General features: G+C 58.2%; 13 protein-coding genes, 1 pseudogene and 1 riboswitch. Of the genes and pseudogenes, 11 read left to right on the plus strand and 3 right to left on the minus strand.

The features are described 5' to 3' along the window. The first annotated feature begins 153 nt into the window (after positions 1-153). The 4 genes and pseudogenes from NYE69_RS07600 (at position 154) to NYE69_RS07615 (ending at position 5,980) form a co-directional block, all read left to right on the plus strand. Positions 154-3,297: a DEAD/DEAH box helicase gene (locus tag NYE69_RS07600; RefSeq protein WP_340925624.1), complete on the plus strand. Its 3,144-nt coding sequence runs from the start codon at positions 154-156 to the stop codon at positions 3,295-3,297. Further along, a complete protein-coding gene (locus NYE69_RS07605) occupies positions 3,294-4,481 on the plus strand; it encodes a hypothetical protein (protein ID WP_340925627.1) in 1,188 nt (395 codons plus the stop codon). Before NYE69_RS07600 ends, NYE69_RS07605 begins: the two co-directional genes overlap by 4 nt. Positions 4,482-4,920: 439 nt before the next feature. Continuing rightward, a pseudogene (locus NYE69_RS07610) lies at positions 4,921-5,584 on the plus strand (TetR/AcrR family transcriptional regulator). A 27-nt stretch (positions 5,585-5,611) separates the two neighbouring features. After that, entirely contained in the window at positions 5,612-5,980 is a 369-nt protein-coding gene (locus NYE69_RS07615; RefSeq protein ID WP_340925629.1) for a DUF4180 domain-containing protein, read from the plus strand. A gap of 638 nt (positions 5,981-6,618) precedes the next feature. Here the strand turns inward: NYE69_RS07615 and NYE69_RS07620 are convergent. Then, complete coding sequence (locus NYE69_RS07620; protein ID WP_340930306.1) at positions 6,619-7,299, minus strand: GTP pyrophosphokinase; 681 nt, start codon at positions 7,297-7,299, stop codon at positions 6,619-6,621. 224 nt (positions 7,300-7,523) lie between these two features. On the opposite strand from NYE69_RS07620, the gene NYE69_RS07625 reads away from it, so the two are divergent. The 4 genes from NYE69_RS07625 to NYE69_RS07640 all read left to right on the plus strand — a co-directional run bounded on the left by NYE69_RS07625 (position 7,524) and on the right by NYE69_RS07640 (position 11,267). Beyond that, entirely contained in the window at positions 7,524-8,306 is a 783-nt protein-coding gene (locus tag NYE69_RS07625) for a zinc ribbon domain-containing protein (protein ID WP_340925632.1), read from the plus strand. 253 nt (positions 8,307-8,559) lie between these two features. Further along, positions 8,560-8,865 carry a hypothetical protein gene (locus NYE69_RS07630; RefSeq protein ID WP_155621331.1) on the plus strand — a complete coding sequence of 102 codons (306 nt, stop codon included), beginning with the start codon at positions 8,560-8,562 and terminating at the stop codon, positions 8,863-8,865. 129 nt (positions 8,866-8,994) lie between these two features. Further along, positions 8,995-9,095: riboswitch (purine riboswitch) on the plus strand. Positions 9,096-9,272: 177 nt separating this feature from the next. Continuing rightward, entirely contained in the window at positions 9,273-9,854 is a 582-nt protein-coding gene (locus NYE69_RS07635; protein WP_213511167.1) for a xanthine phosphoribosyltransferase, read from the plus strand. A gap of 66 nt (positions 9,855-9,920) precedes the next feature. Continuing rightward, positions 9,921-11,267: a nucleobase:cation symporter-2 family protein gene (locus tag NYE69_RS07640; RefSeq protein WP_340925639.1), complete on the plus strand. Its 1,347-nt coding sequence runs from the start codon at positions 9,921-9,923 to the stop codon at positions 11,265-11,267. 105 nt (positions 11,268-11,372) lie between these two features. Here the strand turns inward: NYE69_RS07640 and NYE69_RS07645 are convergent, their stop codons facing one another. Together NYE69_RS07645 and NYE69_RS07650 are read right to left on the minus strand one after the other, a co-directional pair. Continuing rightward, a complete protein-coding gene (locus NYE69_RS07645) occupies positions 11,373-11,711 on the minus strand; it encodes a DUF4870 domain-containing protein (protein ID WP_340925641.1) in 339 nt (112 codons plus the stop codon). A 33-nt stretch (positions 11,712-11,744) separates the two neighbouring features. Further along, positions 11,745-12,911 carry an MGDG synthase family glycosyltransferase gene (locus NYE69_RS07650; protein ID WP_340925642.1) on the minus strand — a complete coding sequence of 389 codons (1,167 nt, stop codon included), beginning with the start codon at positions 12,909-12,911 and terminating at the stop codon, positions 11,745-11,747. Between the two features lie 276 nt (positions 12,912-13,187). On the opposite strand from NYE69_RS07650, the gene NYE69_RS07655 reads away from it, so the two are divergent. From NYE69_RS07655 to coxB, 3 genes are all read left to right on the plus strand, one after another. After that, entirely contained in the window at positions 13,188-13,376 is a 189-nt protein-coding gene (locus NYE69_RS07655; RefSeq protein WP_036626318.1) for a hypothetical protein, read from the plus strand. Between the two features lie 135 nt (positions 13,377-13,511). Further along, positions 13,512-14,261: a type I methionyl aminopeptidase gene (map, locus tag NYE69_RS07660; RefSeq protein ID WP_340925648.1), complete on the plus strand. Its 750-nt coding sequence runs from the start codon at positions 13,512-13,514 to the stop codon at positions 14,259-14,261. A 370-nt stretch (positions 14,262-14,631) separates the two neighbouring features. Next, positions 14,632-15,690 carry a cytochrome c oxidase subunit II gene (coxB, locus tag NYE69_RS07665; RefSeq protein ID WP_240752364.1) on the plus strand — a complete coding sequence of 353 codons (1,059 nt, stop codon included), beginning with the start codon at positions 14,632-14,634 and terminating at the stop codon, positions 15,688-15,690. Positions 15,691-15,707: the final 17 nt, after the last annotated feature.

The following is a 15,707-nucleotide window of genomic DNA, read 5'->3' on the forward strand; positions in this document are numbered from 1 at the left end:
CGGCCATATGCGGGTTCGTATCCGCCTTGCCTGAAGCCGCCGGAGGAGAAGCGAATCTCCTTATGGCGGCTTCAGGTTTTATATAACCCGGTTTTCGTATAAGATGGTAGTAGAAAAAATTGGCTGGAAACAGGAAATTGACGGGAGACCATCATGAATCAACGTCTATATGGAATATGGCTGGGGGACGTTCTGTTCTGCTTCTCCGGTGAAATATCTGAAGCTAAGGTGGATGCATGGACCTCGGTGATGAGGCGCGTGGAGCCGGAGCCGGGCGTCCGCCCGTTCGGGCATGCCGCGCTGCGCCTGGCGGAGGTCCGCTTTCCGGTTTCCTCCGTCCGCAAATCGTTTAAGTCCGGAGAGCGTAAAAGCCTGATCGGCCGCACGCTTGAAGGTCTGGCGCTGCCCGTCCCGGAGGCCTGGCGGCTTCTGCTGGGCTGGGAGAAGACCGACTGGGAAGGAGAGGGGATCAAGCCCGGGGCGGAGATGGGTTATTGGAGCAAGGCGGCGCAGTTTGCGCTGGAGCTGCTATGGCGGGGACGGATCGCGCCCGGAAGCAGGCCGGTGCCGGCCGCCGGCCGGCGCCGCGGCGCCCAGGCCCAGCTGCGTCCGGCCTGGGGGCCGCTGCTCACGGCGGAGCGGGATGCGAAGCGGTTCCGCCAGCTGGCCGGCTCCATGCCTCCCGTCTGCCTGGCCGCGGTGCAAACCGGCGCCGCCGAAGAAGACGGTCCGCTCCTCGACCGGCAAATGTCGGTGCTGCAATCTTTTCTGATGGCGATGATCGATCATGAGACCAGGGCCGCGGCCGGTGAGCTTGGCCGGAAACTGAATCCGAGCCGCGCGGATTACCGCAGGGGCTATTCGCCACTGGCCGAGCTGTGGTGGAACGGACTGCTCAGCGGCGGACAACCTGCGGACGTTCAGGGAAGCGCGGCGGAGCTGGAGCAGTTGACGGAGGAGATCGCGGAGGCCGGAGGCGGCCGGCCAAAGTCCCCCGAGCGGGAAGCCGGCGCGCCGGAGACGGGGAGCTTCCGCTTGTGCCTGCGCATCGAACCGGCGGGGGAACACGGGCCAGGGACGGAAGACGGGGATCCGGACCGTCCGCAGTGGCGGCTTACGTTTTGGGCCGAAGGGGCCGAGGATGCCGAAGTCCTTCTGCCGCTGCGGCTCATTTGGAGTTATCCGCAGCGGGATATGGAGATTCGCGGCCGGCTCTACCGGAATGTTCAGGAACATGTGCTGCTGCGGCTGGCCAAAGCGGCGGAGGCGTCCCCGGAGATCGCCGCCGCGCTTGAGGGGCCACGGCCGGAAGGCTTGCTGCTGGAGCCGGAGCAGGTGTTTTCATTCCTAAGCAAATCAGTGGCAACCCTTCGCAAAACCGGGGTCACGGTGCAGATGCCCTCGCGCTGGACCCGGGAAGGCCGCCGTACTTCCGGCGTCCGCCTCAAAGCCCGGGGCTGGGCGGGCATGCCTGGAGACAGCGCCCAGGAAAAGCCCCGAATGGGCGTTGAGCAACTGGTCGCGTTTGAGGCGGCGGCGGTGCTGGACGGCCGGGAAATTTCGCGGGAAGAGCTGGCCGAGCTGGCTGCGGCGAAAACACCGCTCGTTTTTTTTCGGGGTGAATGGATCGAGATTGACAACAAGGAAATCCGCCAGGTTCTGAAATTTATGAAACGCCATGAAAACGGCGCGCTGACGTTCCGCGAATTGATGCACCTTTCGAGCGGCGCCGGGGAAGCGCTGTTTGAGGGCGTGGAAGTCGAGAGCATCGAGACGGCGGGAATGCTGTCCATGCTCATCGAAGGGGGCTTGGCCCGCGGCGCCGGACACCTCCGGCCGGTTCCCCCCGGGCTTAACGGCACGCTGCGGCCGTATCAGGAGCGGGGCTACCAGTGGCTCGCCGCGATGCGGGAGCTGGGGTTCGGCGCCCTGCTTGCCGACGATATGGGGCTTGGCAAAACCGTGCAGGTCATCAGCGTGCTGCTGGACAATGCCAGCCGAGGGGGCGGTCAATCGCTGATCGTTTGCCCGACGTCCCTGCTCGGGAACTGGCAGCGCGAATTAAGCCGGTTCGCCCCAAAGCTCAGATTGTACGTCCACCACGGCAGCGGCCGCTGCCACGGGGAGCGGTTCGTTGCGGCGTGCCGCGGCTGCGACGTGATCCTGACCACCTATCAGCTTGCCGGCCGGGACGCCGGGGAGCTGCGGGCGCTGGAGTGGGGCACGGTGGTGTTGGATGAAGCCCAGTACATCAAAAATTTCGGCACCAAGCAGGCCCAAAGCGTAATGAAGCTGAGCGCCGTCCATCGGATCGCCATGACCGGAACGCCGGTGGAAAACCGGCTCAGCGAATTGTGGTCGATCTTTCATTTCCTCAATCCCGGTTATTTGGGATCCCATGCGTCTTTTCGCGCGCGTTACCAGGCCGGCGCCGGCGAACAGACCGGCGAGCTGCAAAAGCTGCGCCGATTGGTCGCGCCGTTTATGCTGCGCCGTCTGAAAAGCGATCCGGATATCCGCAAGGATCTGCCGGAAAAAATCGAGCTGAAATCTTATTGCCCGCTTTCGGCGGAGCAAGTCCGTTTATATCGCTCGGTAACGGAGGAACTGATGGCGAATATCGGCAGGCGGGACGGTATCGCCCGAAAGGGGCTGGTGCTGTCGTCGCTGACCCGGCTGAAGCAAATTTGCGATCATCCCGACCTGGTGGCGGAAAGAGCCCGCGCCGGCAACCCGGCCCTGCGGTCCGGCAAATTGGAGCGGCTCGGCGACCTGCTGGACATCATTACGGACAGCGGGGAAGCGGCGCTGATTTTTACCCAATATGTGCGGATGGGCGAGCTGCTGCAGGAGATTTTGGCCGACCGTTACGGGGAACGGCCGTTTTTCCTGCACGGCGGCGTGGCGAAAGCGGACCGGGACCGGATGGTGCGCCTGTTTCAGGAGGGCGGCGGCTCGCCGCTGTTCGTGCTGTCGCTGAAAGCCGGCGGAGTAGGGCTGAACCTGACGCGGGCGAACCATGTCGTCCACTATGACCGCTGGTGGAATCCGGCGGTGGAGAACCAGGCCACGGACCGGGTGTTCCGGATCGGGCAGGAGAAAAACGTCGAAGTGCATAAGCTGATTTGCCAGGGGACGCTGGAGGAACGGATCGATGAGTTGATCGAGCGGAAAAAAGCGCTGTCGGAGCAGGTCGTCGGCTCCGGCGAGCAGTGGCTGACGGAAATGAGCGACGACGAGCTGCGCAGCCTGATTGCGCTGCAGACGGACAGCATCCTGGAAGGAGGGATCGGATGAGCCGCACGGGATCGTTGGCGGAGGGGAGGGGATGCTCCCTGAGCCTTACGGCAGACGGGCTGGTCTGCCAAATCGATAGGAAGCATGCGGTGACGCTGCCCTTGGCTCCGGCGGCGGAGCGGGAGCGGGCGGGCCGCGCCCTGCTGCGGCGGCTGCAGGAGCGGCCGCGCGAGCTGGCCGCGCTGCTGGAGCGCGGGGCCGCCGGAATCGCGGCGCTGCTGCCGGAGCGCCCGCCCTGGCGCGAAGCCGCGGGGCGGGACGGCGGCAGGGGCGATGGCAGCTATGGCGGCAGCGGTAGCGACAGAGACGGCAGTGATAGCAGTAGTAGCGGTGATGGTGGCTATAGTGGCGGTAACGGTGGCAGGGGCGGTGACAGCTATGGCGACAGCTGTAGCGACAGAGACGGCAGTGATAGCAGCAGTAGCGGTAATGGCGGCTATAGTGGCGGTAACGGTGGCAGGGGCGATGGCAGGGGCGGTGGCAGCTATGGCGACAGCGACGGCGGAAGTAGCGGAGGCGGCAGCGAAGGTGACAGTAGCGGAGGCAGCGACGGCAGTGATAGCAGCAGTGGCGGTAATGGCGGCGATAGTGGCGGTAACGGCGGTGATAGCGGTATCGATGGTGGCAGCGGCGGCAAAGGCGGAGGCAGTAGCGATGGCAGCAGCGGCGACAGCGGCGGCGTGCGCTGCGCCTGCGGCGTGCCCGGCTGCGCCCGGGCGGCCGAGGCCGTCTCCGCCGCCGAGGCGGCCTGGGCGCGCAACGCCGTGCTGCGCCTGAAGGCGCTCGGCTGGACGGCCGAGACGCTGGCCGCCGCCGTGTGGGACGCCTGGGCGGCCGCCGCGCCGCTGCCGGACCCCGAGGCGGCGCTGCGCCGGGCCGCCGGGCCGCGCGAAGGCGAGCGCCGGGCGTCCGGGCCGGGCGGCGGCGCGGCCCTGGCCGAGTGGCTCGCCGAAGCGGCGGAGCAGGGCCGGCTGCACGAGCCGGGGCCGGAGTTCCACGACATCGGCGTGGAACTGGGCCGCCCGGACGCGGCCGGCGAGCCGCCGGGCGGCCCGGACCCGGCGCCGTGGGCGGCGCTGCTGCCTGGCGTGCCCGGCGCGGCCCAGGGGCTGGCGCTCGTAGCCGCCCAGGTGCGGCAGCGGGCCGAGCGGCTCGGCGCGCCGCTGCGCGGCAGGCCGCGCTGATGCGCCGCCCGGCCCACACTGACGCGCCCGCCCGCAGCCAGCACTGACGTGCCACCCGCGCCCGGCCAGTGAAAAGCCGCCGGTACCGCCGCGGCAAAGTGCATCGCTGACTGCGATGAAGCTGCGGTTGTTCAGTCCCCCCAGTTAAGGACAAAAAATGTCCTTATTCCAGCAATATTCGTCTATTTGAGAGAAATAGAGGCGATTTATGGCGCTATTTTCTCGAATCCCCAGGAAATGCCTTCGTTTTTGACCATTCCTAGGAAAATAAGGGCCAAAATTGTCCCTAATTGAGATGAACATGCCTGGCTGCGGATAATAAGTACATAAAGTGCCGTTATTTTGCAGGCCGACGGTTGGCAGTACTAGCAGCCGACAGTCGGTAATCTATCTTTTATTTATTCCGACTAGTCAGTATAAAAAAGAAACAGGTGAAAAGATGTTCAAATTAGGAATGGAGCCAAAGCGCCGCGCGGACGTCATCAATGCCACGTTGACCTGCATCAGCAAGCACGGAATGGATGGACTTACGCTGGATAAGGTTGCAGAGGACGCAAACTGCTCAAAGGGGGTTGTCACATACTACTATAAAAACAAGGATCATCTGACGATCGAAGCGTTTAAGGTGTTTCTGGCCTACTATGGCGTCAAAATCCAAGCGGAAATCGACGGCTCCATGAACGCCCATGAAATGTTAAACATTACATTAAAATACATTTTGCCGCCGTTGCAGCCTCTTGATAAGGGGCAAAGGAAAATCAATGTCTCGGCGATTGACGGGGCGGTCAGATGCATCTCCCCCATGACGATCAGGCCAGGCTGTTTGTGCAGTTTTTTTCGAAAGCGGCGATGGACCCCCCGTCTGCAGGAAATTTTGCCGAAAAGCTATACGGCTGACCTGCGGGGGAATTGCCCGGATTTTTGAACGCGGTCATGAATCGGGGCATCTTTCAGCCCTGGATGCGGCCGGCGCTGCTTATGGGCTGCTTGCCATGGTTGTAGGTCTAAGCTTTTTTAGGGTCACTGAAATTCCGACCCCGAACGGTGAAGATAATCGCTTAATTTGTCATGATTATATTCAAAGGTTTATCGCTAAAAAATAAGAAAGTCCGAAAAGGAGGAGGGTTGCTGTGCAAATCAAAAAGGTGGAAGCTAACGGACGCGATATCGCTGTCGTAAGCAGCAACGAAGTGGTTATACATGACGTTCAGTCGGCACTGGATCTTATGGCCACCGTACGATATGAAACTGGCTGCGATCGGATTGTGATGGATCAATCCCTGATAAATGAAAGCTTTTTTGACCTAAAGACCCGCCTGGCGGGCGAGATTGTTCAGAAGTTCATCAATTATCAGGCGAAGGTTGCCATCGTTGGGGATTTTTCGGGATATGCCAGTAAAAGCCTGCGGGACTTCATCTATGAATCCAACAGCGGGAATGATCTCTTTTTTATGCCGTCCGAACAGCAAGCGATTGAAAAGCTAAGCACGGCAAAATAAAGCGTTCTGATGCCGTCCGGGCACGCTCGGCAGATTGCCGAAAACGCCGGATGCAACAAAAGTCGGGTATACATTTATTTAGAAAAAAGACGCGGCAAAATGACAAACCGGCCGAAATAGCTGCAAAAATTACAGGTACTTTGGCCGGTAAAGGTTGGAGAATGCTTAATAGATGTAAAAAGTGCAGTTTTAATCGGTGTCTGGAAAGAAGGTAGAGTTTGAGGAGTAAATATTTGCGCTTTTTGCAATTATTTTGGAGAGAGCGGGCAGATCATCGAAAATAGTTGTACTTTTTACGGTTATCCTCCGCTCCGCACAGAGCTGGCACCACCGGCTCGCCACGTCCGCATCCGCCGCACTCGCCTCCACCCGCCGCAACCCGCGCATCCGCTCGCCCCGTGACGTACCTACTCCGGTAAAGCGGCTTAGATCCCATGATTTCCTAGCACACGCCGCACCCGCCGTACGTGCCGTACCCGGCGCACTCGCCTACACCCGGCACACTCGCCTGCATCCGGCGCACTCACCTGCACCCGGCGCACTCGCCTACACCCGGCACACTCGCCTGCATCCGGCGCACTCACCTGCACCCGGCGCACTCGCCTGCACCCGGCGCATCCGCCTGCCCCGCGGCGTGCCTACTCCGGCAAAGCGGCTTCGGATACGCCCATGATTTCTTTGCGCAGGCCGTGCATTTTTTTGTCCAGGGCGTCGGCGGCCTTGGCCGCTTCGGAAAGCTCGCGCACGACGTGCGGCGGTACCTGTTTGTCGTATTTGTAGTACAAAATATGCTCCATGCTCGCCCAGAAATCCATCGCCAGGGTACGCATCTGGATTTCCACCTTCATCCACCGTTGGCCTTCGAACAAGGTCAGCGGTACGGCGACGATGACGTGCAGGCTCTGGTAGCCGTTGGGCTTGGGATTTTCAATGTAATCCTTGACCTCCAGGACGGTGATGTCTTCCCGGTGCTTCAGGTGATCCAGCAGGCTGTAAATGTCGCGCGCGAAGGAAAAAACGATCCGCATCCCGGCGATGTCGTGGATTTGGTTCACCATATTGTCGACGGTTAAGTCCAGGCCTTTACGTTCAAGCTTTTGAAGAATGCTTTTCGGCTCTTTGATCCGGGATTTGATATGCTCGATCGGGCTGTACCCGTTGTGGATTTTCCACTCCGTTTGGATCAGCTTGATTTTGTTCCCCAGCTCATCCAGGGCAAGCTCGTACAGGAAGGGCAGCTTCTTCCATTCCTCCAGCTTGCGCAGCTCATCCTCGCCGATCTCCCACTGGTACAGCTCCCTTAAATCCAGTTGCTTCAGCACGCTGTCATCGGAATTCGTATCTAATACGCTCAAGGCTATCTACTCCTAATCAAGTTCAGGTTTTCCCTTTAATTGTACCGTGAACGCCCTCCCGAATCAAAAAGAAAGCGTATTCAACAGAGCAACAAAACGGTCAAATACCGCGTCATAAGCCTGAGGACAGTTTTCACCGGGGTGAAAAATCTGGTATGATAATGAATATTTCGCGGGGAGGAATCATCATGAATTTTTTACAGCGATTAAAAGATGGCGCGGGAAAGGTGACCGATCGCGCGCAAAACGTCGTTGAAATCGGAAAACTTAACACGCAAATTTCAAATATCGAACGGGAACTCGGTTTGTATTACCAAAAGATGGGGGAAATTTTTTACGAAGGCTACCGTAAAAAAGACATGTCCTACGCCGAGAAGGAGATGCTTGATCTGGCCAAAACCTGCGACTTGCTGGCCGAGGAGCGGGACGAGATCCGGGCGAAAGTCGCCGAGCTAAAAAACGAGCGTTTGTGCGGAGCGTGCGGGCGGGCGGTGTCCGAGGACGCTGTTTTCTGCCAGTATTGCGGACATAAGCTGGTCAAACGGAAAAAAGCGGTCATTCCGGAGGATTTGATCGAGCCGGTAAGGGCGGCGGCGCCGACGGCGGAGGATACCCGAATTGCCGCCAGCCCGGAACCGCCGGGGAAGGAAACGAAGAGAACCATCGACCTGGAACAGCTGCTGTTTTCGGCCAATTTGATCGAATCCGCGGAGAAGAGGGACAGCGAGGCGGTCCGCGAACCGGCCGATCCCGAAGAGGAGGAGCGGCTGCTCCGCAGTCTGGAACGGGAACGCAAACGGCAGGAGGAGCTTGACCGGCGAATCCGCTCATGGACGCAAAAAGCGGAGCAGCCTGATGAAGAGAAGCCTTCGCCGGGCATCACGATCGCAACCGTCAAATGCCAAATCTGCGGGTCTATGCTCGTCAAAGGCACCAAGTGGTGCCCGCATTGCGGTTCGGAGCAGGTTTAGGTTCGCGGGTGCGCGGGCTTGCGGGTACGCGGGAAATTTGGCGCAGGTGATTTAGGGGCACTGGATAATTTCACCGGAATGTCACAAACGCTTCCTGCCGACCGGAGAGATGGTACGTAGTAATAATTAGGCGGCGGCGCCGTTTTCAGGCACGGAAACCGCGGGTTAACTCCCCGCTTGGCGCGGATGCCCGCCGAAAACGCGGGGGATGCTATACGCATCGACCGTAAGAGATTAGGGAGCGTGAATTTGCATGGAATGCATCGTCCATTTTGAAGTCATGCATAGCGAGGGACCGAAGGAATTAAGGGGGCTTATCTTTTTGGACGAAGGCAAGCTGCCGACGGAAGCGGATTTTTTGCAAATGTTCGAGGAAATGGGGTATAAGCTGCGGCTGACGGATCGGGAAAACCTGGTCTTTGAGCCGACCGACTCTGGCGCGGATTACAGCAGAATCCGGGTGCGCCGCCTCGATACGGGAGAGAAAAGCTACAAGGAAGACGGCGAGTTAAGATCGCTGCTGACCAACCTCATGCCGCGCGAATTCCGGCCGATATAAGCTGTTATAAGCCGGTTTTTTCGGTCCCGGCAAGGGGCCGGGGCTGAATTTCTACAAAATATTCAATAAAGGGACGAAATCCCTCTTTATTTCCCTGGGCGATTTGCGTTATACTTCTGACATTGCTTAAAAGAGGTTCGATGTTTTTCTCGTATAAGTGCGGGGATTGGCCTGCATGTTTCTACCTGATCACCGGAAATGATCGGACTACGGGAGGAGCTCTATTTTTCGCGTCTTTTCGCGTCCCAGGGGTTAAGCGGGCCAAGCGGCTGTTCAAGCAGATCCGAAGGCTTGCGGCGTTAAGTTGAAATTTAGAGCGGCTTACCTGCGCGTAGTCCATTTTCCGATTGTGGAAAATGGGCTTTTTGTTTTTTGCAGGAACGAAAATTGAAGGGGGAAGGTTTGCAATGAAGCTGCTTAAGGAGAAGGTTATGACCGAAGGCATCGTGCTGAGCAATCAGGTGCTCAAAGTCGATTCCTTCCTGAACCACCAAATGGACCCGGAGCTGATGCGGGAGATTGGGGGAGAGTTCGCCCGGCGTTTTGCCGGAGAAAGGATCACCAAGGTGCTGACGATCGAATCCTCGGGCATCGCCCCGGCGATCATGACGGCGCTGGAACTGAAGGTTCCGATGATCTTTGCGAGAAAGCATAAATCGCTGACGCTGAAGGACGACATTCTCGTGGAGAAAGTGTACTCGTTTACGAAGCGGGAGACGAATGAAATTACGGTGTCCAAAAAATTTCTGTCCCCGAGCGACAGGGTGCTGATCATCGACGACTTCCTGGCCAACGGCGAAGCCGCCTTCGGCCTTGCCCGCATCGTTGAGCAGGTTGGGGCGTCCGTCGCCGGCATCGGCATCGTCATCGAAAAATCGTTTCAGCCGGGGGCCCGCCTCCTGGAGGAAGCGGGATACCGCGTCGATTCGCTGGTCCGGGTTGCTGCGCTGGAAGACGGCGTGGTTACCTTTGTTGAAGAGCCTAATTAATAGGGGAAACAAAACGCAGCTGCAATTATTTAAGGCATGAATGAATTTCGGGGGGAACGGTTCAATATGGAACGAGAACGTATTTTTCAGCAGCACAGGCATCCGCTTAAAACATTTTCGCTGGGCATCCAGCATGTGCTGGCGATGTATGCCGGCGCGGTCATCGTGCCGCTGATCGTCGGCGGCGCGCTCAATTTCACGCAAGCGCAGCTTACGTATCTGATCGCGATCGATTTGCTCGCCTGCGGCGTGGCGACGCTGCTGCAGGTATGGGGCAACCGCTTCTTCGGCATCGGGCTCCCGGTGATGCTGGGCTGCGCTTTTCAGGCGGTTTCGCCGATGATCGCCATCGGCCTGCAGGACGGGATGGGGGTTTCCGCCATTTACGGAGCAATCATTGCCTCGGGGGTGTTCGTTTTCCTGTTTGCCGGCTTGTTCGGCAAGCTTATCGCCCTGTTTCCGCCGGTGGTGACCGGCTCGGTTGTAACGATCATCGGGGTCACCTTGATTCCGGTGGCCATTTCCGATCTGGGCGGCGGCAGCCCGGGCGAAAACCCGGACTTCGGCAGCCCGCTCAATCTAGTGCTCGGCTTCGGGGTGATGCTGTTCGTCATCCTGATGAACCGTTTCGCCAAAGGGTTTCCGCGTTCTATTTCCGTCCTGCTGGGCTTGGTCATCGGGACGCTCGCGGCCGCGCTGGCCGGCAAAGTGGACCTGACGCCGCTGAAGGAAGCCGGTTGGTTCCATGCGATCCAGCCTTTTTATTTCGGCAAACCGACCTTCCACGCGTCGGCGATTTTGACGATGATTCTGGTGGCGATCGTCAGCGTGGCCGAATCGACCGGGGTGTTTATGGCGCTCGGCAAAATCGTGGACAAAGACATCACATCAAAGGATCTGACGCGCGGCTACCGGGCCGAAGGGCTGGCGATCATCCTGGGCGGGATCTTCAACTCGTTCCCGTACACCACGTATTCGCAAAACGTCGGCCTTGTCCAAATGAGCCGGGTCAAAACCCGCGACGTGATCGTGGTCGCCGGCGGGCTGCTGATCCTGATCGGCTTCGTACCCAAAATCGCCGCGCTGACGCAGCTTGTGCCGACCTCGGTGCTCGGCGGGGCGATGATCGCGCTGTTCGGACTCGTGCTTTCCTCGGGCATCCGGATGCTGGGAGATCAGGTCGATCTGAACCGGCACGAAAATCTGCTGATCATCGCCTGCTCCGTCGGCATGGGGCTGGGCGTGACGGTGCAGCCGGATATTTTTGACCGGCTGCCGGCCTACTTGCGCATTTTGGCGGATAACGGCATCGTGGCGGGCAGCGTCACGGCGATCGTCATGAACCTGCTGTTCAACGGGCTGGGAGGACGCCGCAAGGCCGAGGCCGGGGCCAAGGAAGCGGAGCAGGGCTAATTGGCTTGCCGTCAGGCCTCTGGCCTGGTCCTGGTCCGCGTTTGCTCTGCAGCCGGGGACAAGCCCTGGGCCTTGTTCTAACCCTAGGGCTAGCCCTAGCCCTGGCTACATCCGCTGCAGCTGCTTCTCCGCCAGTTCGCCGAGCCAGGGGAGCTTCAGCCATTTGCCCTGCAGCGCGGCCAGCATCAGCACGACCCAAAGCGTGACGCCCAGAACGGTCAGCAGCAGGTTGACGACCACGCCGATCACCGGCAGGAAGCCGGAAAGCGCGTGGGCCAGCATCAGCCCGCCGAACAGCATGACCGATTGCAGGGCGTGAAACAGCACAAACCGGCTTCTTCGTTCGAGGGCCAAAAATGCGACGCCGCCCACAAAGGCGAACAAATAGCAAAGAAATCCGGCGACGTTCTCGTACAGGCCGGTGGAAGATTTGAAGGGAGACACGGCATCACCTTCTTTCACAAAGCTGGATTCTTACTACCCAATGTATGACGAGCCCTCGGCGGTAAGAACCAGCTCTCCTTCCGGCGGCGTAAACCATTGCCGCATAATATCGTTCACGATCGCCTCCGCGGCCTCCGGCCTGCGGAGGTTTTCGATTTCCCGGGCGACGGCGGCCTGGCGCTCCTCATCGCTTAGGAGAGCTTCGATTTGTCCCGTCAGCGTTCCGGGATCCTCGGCGACCATAGCCACGCCTTTTTTCTGCAGATACAGGGCGTTGTTGAGCTCCTGCCCGGGGACCGGGCGATACAAGAAAATCGGCAGCCGGCAGGCCAGCGCTTCCGACAATGTGATTCCCCCCGGCTTGGTGATAATGCAGTCGCAGGCTTGCATCAGCGCGGCCACCTCGCTGACGTAGCCGTAGACATGCACGTCCGGATGCTCGCCCAATTGCTTGCTCAGCCCGCGGTGCAAATTCCGGTTGCGGCCGCAAACGACAACGACCTGATGGCGTCCGGAGGACACGAGCCGGTTGCAAATATCGCGGATGCCCGTCATCACCCCGTAAGCGCCGGCCATGAGCAGAACCGTTTTCTTTCGCGGATCAAGCCGGCCCGCGATTTCGCCGCCCGGAGACGGTTCCTTGAAGAAATCGGGCTTCAGCGGAATGCCGCTGACAACGACGTTCCCCGCGGGAATGCCCCGCGACGTCATCTCCCGCTTCAAATCGGCGGTTGCGACGTAATAGCGGTCGACGCTCGGGTGAATCCAGCGCCCGTGCAGGTCAAAATCGGTGACGATATTGACCAGGGGCAGCGATTTGCCGGTCCTTTTGTTCAGCTTGGGCATCGCCAGTTGGGGGAAGGTGTGGATGATGATATCGGGCTGCAGTTGGTCGATGGTCTGCTGAAGTTTTCCCATGCCAAACGAATTGATGACGCCGAGCGGCGAGGTCTCAAACTGCATTTCTTTGGTCGCGTTGTACACCCAACCATAGATAAGCGGCAGCGTGCGGAAGCTTTGCATGTACACGAATTTGGTCAGCTCATTCAGCAGCGGATGGGCTTCGGCCATTAAATCCAGCAGGACGATATCCGCAATGCCTTTGCTGCGGAAGCTGGCTTCGAGGGCTTTGGACGCTTGATAGTGGCCATCCCCGTAGCTGGCGTACAAGATCATGATTTTAGGCGTTTGATAAGTCATGAAGATAATATCACTCCTGTTTAAGTCGAGCTGACTTTTTTGCGGTTAAGCCTTATTTTAACCTACGGCCGGACATATAAATATAATTAATGTGGGCGCAGGGCAAAAAATGTATGTTTGGAAGAAGCTGAAACCTGATGCCGAATATGCTACAATGAAAAAATACGAGGTCATCCAAAACTAGCCCGCAGCGACTGCATAAAAACATGGATCAAGACATTTCGCGTTCTCTGGCATCGGAGCATTTACCTTTAAACGTTCTGGGAGGGAATTCATATGGCAACGAAAGGTCACGATGAAGTTAAAGAAAGTTTACGGGAAATGACCCGAATCTTCAAACCGAAAGATCCGAAAAAATTCGTGAAAGAATATGTTCGCAAGTATCGCATCATGGGCGGCTATGAAGAGGAATTGACCCACCTTGTTGAGCTTGAGCTGGGCAAGCTTGATTCATCCGTATCCTAGCCATTTGAGATTAGTCTGTGTTCGTTCCGGCGCGGGACCCGCGTCCGGGACGTTTTTTTTCTTCTCTATCTACATATAATAAATGGAATCGTCATCGTCAAATTTTCGTTCATCATGAGGGGAGAATCGGAAAGCGTGAAAATACAATTAAAGACGAAAGAGGAAATATTGCGGATGCGGGAAGCCGGCCGCATTCTGGCGGAGTGCCACCAAGGGATTGCCCGGCTGATCGGTCCGGGGATCACGACGCTGGAAATCGACCGCTTTGTCGAGTCGTTTCTGGCGGAGCGCGGCGCCACGCCGGAACAAAAAGGATACCGCGGTTTTCCGTTTGCGACCTGCGCTTCCGTCAACGACGTCGTTTGCCACGGGTTCCCGAACGACCGCAAGCTGCAGGCGGGGGATATCGTGACGATCGACATCGTGGTCAATAAAAACGGCTGGCTGGCGGACTCGGCCTGGTCCTACCGCGTCGGAAAGGTCGGGCCGGACGCAGAGAACCTGCTCCAGACGACCGAGAAGGCGCTTGACGCCGGGATTGCCCAGGCTTACCCGGGCAACAAAATCGGCGACATCGGCTACGCCGTGCAGCGCGTGGCGACGGCGGCGAACGTCGGCATCGTCAGGGCGCTGATCGGACACGGCATCGGGAGATCGATGCACGAACCGCCGGATGTGCCGAATTTCGGGCGGCCGAAGAGCGGGGTGACGCTGCGGCCGGGCATGGTTATCACCATTGAGCCGATTTTTACCGGCGGGGATACGGGGGCCGTGCTGTGGGAGGATGACGGCTGGACGATCCGCTCGGCGGACGGCAGCCTGGGGGCCCATTATGAGCATACGCTGGCCATTACGGAGGACGGTCCGCTGGTGCTGACAAAATAAGGGAGAGCGTGGGCTCTCTTTTTTTTGGCTAAAATGAAATAATGTTTAAAGAAATGTCAAAAATGAAGCAGAGCCGGAAAACGCTCTCGCACGGCGGGGATTACGCAAAATTTGGCAGCCCTTTCGACCTATGTCGAAACCTAGAAAACGCTAACAAATCCTTTGGTGGCGGGCTTTTTCGGGTTTTTGAACAATTTGTGAACTCCCCTTCAATCATTGACAAAACAGGGGTTCGATCATATATTTAATAGGTGATTGTTGTAATTGACAGGAATGTAGTTTCCGTGATAGGCTGTTGGAATTTTTGAGCGCTCGCTCTCTGGAAACTGTATGCCAGATCGGAAGAAAACGGAAGAAGTGGGGTAGATGAATGATGAAACCGTGGAAGGCTGTAAAGCGGCTGTTGCCTTTGTTTGCCGGACTTTCGCTCCTCTTGTCCGCATGCGGCCGCGAGGACCTGTCCGTGCTCAGACCGCAGGGACCGGTGGCCGAAGGGCAACTCGGACTAATCAAGCTGTCGATTTCGATCATGATCGTCGTCATGTTGATCGTGTTTGGCATCGCCGCTTACGTCTTGGTGAAGTACCGGCGCAAACCGGGACAAACCGAAGTGCCGAAGCAAGTCGAAGGCAACTTTAAATTGGAGATTATTTGGACGGCCATCCCGTTAGTTCTGGTACTTATTCTGGCCGTGGCTACGGTGCAAAAGGTGTTCGCGATCGGCGAAGACTACTCGAAGGATAAAAATGCCGTCAAAATCAAAGTAACGTCGCACCAGTTCTGGTGGGAATTCACTTATCCCGATTACGGCATTACGACGGCCCAGGACATGGTTATTCCAACCGGCAAGAAAATCGCGCTTGAGCTGAAAACGGCCGACGTGCTGCACTCCTTCTGGGTACCTTCCCTGGCGGGGAAAATCGACACGAATACGGACGGGACGATCAATAAAGCCTGGCTCGAAGCTTCCCGCGAAGGCGTTTTCTTGGGGAAATGCGCCGAGCTCTGCGGGAAATCCCACGCGTTCATGGAATTCCGGGTTAAAGCGGTGAGCGAGGATTCCTTCAACAAATGGGTGGACGCCATGAAAGCCCCGGTTCAGACGATCGCCGATCCGGAAGTCGCGGAAGTGTTCAAGACGCAATGCTTGAGCTGCCACGCTGTTGGTGATCAAGGCGGCCCGGTCGGACCGAATCTGACGGGGATCGGAAGCAGAGAAACCGTTGCCAGCATCTTACATAATTCGGAAGCGTCGGGCAAGCCGGTGGACGGAAAACCGATCAAGGATAATCTGGTGGAATGGCTGACGGATCCGCAAAAGGTAAAACCCGGCAACAAAATGCCGAACCCGAAGGAAGACCTGGGGCTGACGGATGACCAAATCGACGCCATCGCCGACTATTTGGCAAACAGCAAATTATCCTACTGATGGATGGATAGCAATTT

Origin of the sequence: Paenibacillus sp. FSL R5-0527, from assembly GCF_038008055.1 — a bacterium.
In the GTDB taxonomy this organism is placed as follows: Bacteria; Bacillota; Bacilli; order Paenibacillales; family Paenibacillaceae; genus Fontibacillus; species Fontibacillus macerans.

Bases quoted from the DNA above. Each gene is read 5' to 3' on its own strand.
- NYE69_RS07640 (WP_340925639.1), top strand. From the start codon at position 9,921: ATGGAACGAGAACGTATTTTTCAGCAGCACAGGCATCCGCTTAAAACA.
- NYE69_RS07650 (WP_340925642.1), bottom strand. From the start codon at position 12,911: ATGACTTATCAAACGCCTAAAATCATGATCTTGTACGCCAGCTACGGG.
- coxB (WP_240752364.1), top strand. From the start codon at position 14,632: ATGATGAAACCGTGGAAGGCTGTAAAGCGGCTGTTGCCTTTGTTTGCC.
- NYE69_RS07655 (WP_036626318.1), top strand. From the start codon at position 13,188: ATGGCAACGAAAGGTCACGATGAAGTTAAAGAAAGTTTACGGGAAATG.
- NYE69_RS07600 (WP_340925624.1), top strand. From the start codon at position 154: ATGAATCAACGTCTATATGGAATATGGCTGGGGGACGTTCTGTTCTGC.
- NYE69_RS07605 (WP_340925627.1), top strand. From the start codon at position 3,294: ATGAGCCGCACGGGATCGTTGGCGGAGGGGAGGGGATGCTCCCTGAGC.
- NYE69_RS07635 (WP_213511167.1), top strand. From the start codon at position 9,273: ATGAAGCTGCTTAAGGAGAAGGTTATGACCGAAGGCATCGTGCTGAGC.
- NYE69_RS07630 (WP_155621331.1), top strand. From the start codon at position 8,560: ATGGAATGCATCGTCCATTTTGAAGTCATGCATAGCGAGGGACCGAAG.
- NYE69_RS07625 (WP_340925632.1), top strand. From the start codon at position 7,524: ATGAATTTTTTACAGCGATTAAAAGATGGCGCGGGAAAGGTGACCGAT.